General features: G+C 73.0%; 4 protein-coding genes. 1 reads left to right on the top strand and 3 read right to left on the bottom strand.

The genetic code is table 11. The annotated features are described in order from the left end of the window. Window positions 1-412: iron chelate uptake ABC transporter family permease subunit (locus tag SACHA_RS26555; RefSeq protein ID WP_408640311.1), on the bottom strand; the 412-nt coding region annotated here is incomplete at its 3' end. Beyond that, entirely contained in the window at window positions 346-1278 is a 933-nt protein-coding gene (locus SACHA_RS0100655) for an ABC transporter substrate-binding protein (protein WP_051110048.1), read from the bottom strand. The genes SACHA_RS0100655 and SACHA_RS26555, both read right to left, overlap by 67 nt. 399 nt (window positions 1279-1677) lie before the next feature. Between SACHA_RS0100655 and SACHA_RS0100650 the strand changes: the two genes are divergently transcribed. Further along, entirely contained in the window at window positions 1678-3081 is a 1404-nt protein-coding gene (locus SACHA_RS0100650) for a class II 3-deoxy-7-phosphoheptulonate synthase (protein ID WP_019806365.1), read from the top strand. 41 nt (window positions 3082-3122) lie between these two features. Here the strand turns inward: SACHA_RS0100650 and SACHA_RS19585 are convergent. Next, the coding region (locus SACHA_RS19585; RefSeq protein ID WP_039737460.1) for a WS/DGAT domain-containing protein at window positions 3123-3439 on the bottom strand (317 nt) is incomplete at its 5' end.

Below are 3439 nucleotides of genomic sequence, written 5' to 3'. Positions count from 1 at the left end.
CCGCGCCCGCCCCGGCCAGCGCCGCACCGACGACCGCGGCGAGCAGCACCCGGGGCGCGCGCAACTGCCACACGATCGCCGCCTCCCGCTCCGACAACGGGGAGACGCCCCCGGTGAGCTGGGCGACGATCTCGGCGAGTACCCGCTGCCCGCCGAGTTCACCGGATCCGACGACGATCGCGAACACGACCACGGCGAGCAGGGTGAGCACGAACAGCCCCACGGTCCGCACGCGCAGGCGGGTGGTCCCGGCCCGAGACGTCGGCGGGCGAGTGCCCCTCCCGGCGCCGGCCACGGCCGGGGCGCCCGGAGGGGTGTCGGTGTCGATCCGCCGTCGGAGCACGGTCATCCGTGCGTCCGGCGCACCGCGTCCGAGACGGTGCGGACGAACTCGACCAGCCTCGGTCCCCAGCGGGAGGCGAGGTCGTCGTCGACGCCGACGACCCGGTCCCGCTCGACGGCGGTGAGGGTGTCCCACCCCGGCCGCTGCGCGACCGTGTCCGCATCCTGCCCGCAGCACCGGGTGTCGGCGAGCACGATCAGGTCCGGGTCGGCCTCCAGGACCCGCTCGGCGGACAGCTGCGGATAGCCCCCGTGCGCCCCGGGGTCTCCCTGATCGGCGATGTTGGTCAGGCCGAACCGGTCGTAGACCCGCCCGATGAAGGTCGTCGAGGTCACGCTGTGCAGCTGGGGGCTGAGTTCGTGGTAGTAGCTCAGCTCCCCGGCCCGTTCCGGGGCCGCGGCGACGAGCCCGTCGATCTCGGCCGCGGTCTCCTCGGCCAGCTCGGCCCCGGCCCCGGCGTGGCCGGTGGCCCTGCCCACCAGTTCGAACTGGTGATACATCCCGTCCAGTGTCCCCGGTGCGGGCAGGACCAGGGTCTCGATCCCGGTCTCGGCGAGGGAGTCGGCGAGCGTGCCGTCCCGGTCCGACTGGACGATCACCAGGTCGGGGTCGTGCCCCGCGATCGACTCGGGATCCGGGTTGAGCCCGGACAGGTCGGTCCGCGGCGCCTGCTCGGGGTGGGTCGACATCTCGTCGACGGCGACCACCTGTTCGCCCGCACCCACCGCGTACAGCGTCTCGGTCGTGGACGGGGACAGGGACACGATGCGGTCGGGCCGCTGGTCCAGTGTGACCGCCGGGGCCCCCTCGGGGCGCAGTTGCACGGGGAAGTCCCCGGAGTCCCCCGCAGGGGCGGATTCGGCCTGTTCCCGTTCGGCGCAGGCGGTCAGGGACAGGACCAGCAACAGCGGCAGCAACAACCGTCTGACAGACAAGAGCGGACCTCGGTCTCTCGGTCCGGCGCCGGAGGCCGCGCCGGACCGCTTCCGCGGTCGCGGACGCCGCCACCTCTGCGCCGGAGGCGGATGGCGTCGGCACGGACGGGAGGCGACCTGGCTCGGGCCCGGTCGGACCGTGTCTCCACGGCACACCGTCGGCCCATCACAGTTGCGGCACAGCGCCGGAATCCCACCGGACTTCGCTCCCGCCCGCGTCGGCCAGGACGGTACCAGCCCGGACGGCGCCGCCCCGGGGTACTGCTCGGCGGAGGCCGCCGCCGGCCCGCGTCCCGCCGTCGGTGGTCGTCCGCGGAAGACCCGGTCGGGTGGGCGTTGTCACAGAAGGTCCCGGCGCGGTCACCGGCGCCCCGCGACCGTGGCGGGGCGCCGGTTCGTATGCTGGGGATCGTGAACTGGACCGTGGATGTCCCCGTCGACACGTTGCCCTCGCTTCCGCCGTTGCCCACCGAGCTGCGCAGGCGGCTGGACGACGCGCTCTCCCGCCCCGCCGCGCAACAGCCGGAGTGGCCCGACCCGGACGGCCTCTCCCGGGTGCGCGCCGTGCTGGAGAGCGTGCCTCCGGTCACCGTGCCCGCCGAGATCGACCGGCTGCGGGAGCGGCTGGCGATGGTGGCCCGTGGGGAGGCCTTCCTGCTCCAGGGTGGCGACTGCGCGGAGACGTTCGAGTCGAACACCGAGCCGCACATCCGGGCGAATCTGCGCACACTGCTGCAGATGGCGGTCGTGCTCACGTACGGCGCGAGCCTGCCGGTGGTCAAGCTCGGCCGGATCGCCGGGCAGTACGCCAAGCCGCGGTCCAACAACACCGACGCGCTCGGCCTGCCGGTGTACCGGGGTGACATCGTCAACTCGCTGGCGCCCGACCCGCAGCTGCGCATCCCGGACCCGGGGCGCATGATCCGCGCCTACGCGAACGCGGGCGCGGCGATGAACCTGGTGCGGGCGCTGACCGGCGCGGGCATGGCCGACCTCACCCGCGTGCACGACTGGAACAAGGACTTCGTGCGCACCTCGCCCGCGGGGGAGCGGTACGAGGCACTGGCCTCCGAGATCGACCGGGGACTGCGGTTCATGTCGGCCTGCGGGGTCAGCGACAGCTCGCTGCACTCCACGGAGATCTTCGCCGGGCACGAGGCGCTGCTGCTGGACTACGAGCGGGCGCTGCTACGGCTCGACGACCCGGAGTCCGCGGAGCCGCAGCTGTACAACCTCTCCGCGCACTACCTGTGGATCGGGGAACGCACGCGCCAACTCGACGGTGCGCACATCGCCCTCGCCGAGCTGCTCGCGAACCCGATCGGGGTGAAGATCGGTCCCACGACCACGCCCGAGCAGGCCGTGGAGTACGTCGAACGGCTCGACCCGCGCAACGAGCCGGGCAGGCTGACGCTGATCTCCCGGATGGGTAACGGCAAGGTGCGCGAGGTGCTGCCCGCGATCGTCGAGAAGGTCGAGGCGTCCGGACACAAGGTGATCTGGCAGTGCGACCCGATGCACGGCAACACCCACGAGTCGTCCAACGGCTACAAGACCCGGCACTTCGACCGCGTCGTGGACGAGGTGCAGGGCTTCTTCGAGGTGCACCGGCAGCTCGGGTCCTACCCCGGTGGGATCCACGTGGAGCTGACCGGTGAGGACGTCACCGAGTGCCTCGGTGGGGCGCAGGACATCTCCGACCTCGACCTCTCCGGCCGGTACGAGACGGCGTGCGACCCGAGGTTGAACACCCAGCAGTCGCTGGAGCTGGCCTTCCTCGTCGCCGAGATGCTGCGCGCCTGATCCGCGCCTGATCCGCGCCTGATCCGCCGGGCCGGCCGGGCTCACGGGCGGCGATGGTACAGCGCCGACAGTGACTTGGTCACCGCGTCGGACAGCGCGTCCACGTCGTCGACGGCGTCCGCGTTGACCTGCAGCCCGACGTGCAGGCCGGAGCGGTAGGGTGCCGCCGCGATGCCGAGGGACTGGTGCGGGGCCAGCGGCACGAACGGGTAGACGTCCCGGAGCGGAGCGCCGGCCAGGCTCATCGGCAGGCCGGGCAGGCCGACGCTGGTCACCACGGTGTCGAACAGCAGCGGCGCTGCGTGTCCGACCCCGCGGGCGGCGAGCCGGTGCAGCCCGCACGGCATCCGTCCGGCCA

It is taken from the genome of Saccharomonospora halophila 8 (assembly GCF_000383775.1).
In the GTDB taxonomy this organism is placed as follows: Bacteria; Actinomycetota; Actinomycetes; order Mycobacteriales; family Pseudonocardiaceae; genus Saccharomonospora; species Saccharomonospora halophila.
Note: the sequence above shows the minus strand (reverse complement) of the source record. Positions and strands in the feature narration are given on the sequence as shown.

What these genes read in the sequence shown, in the direction of transcription:
- SACHA_RS0100650 (WP_019806365.1), top strand. Translation starts at nt 1,678, where the DNA reads ATGCTGGGGATCGTGAACTGGACCGTGGATGTCCCCGTCGACACGTTG.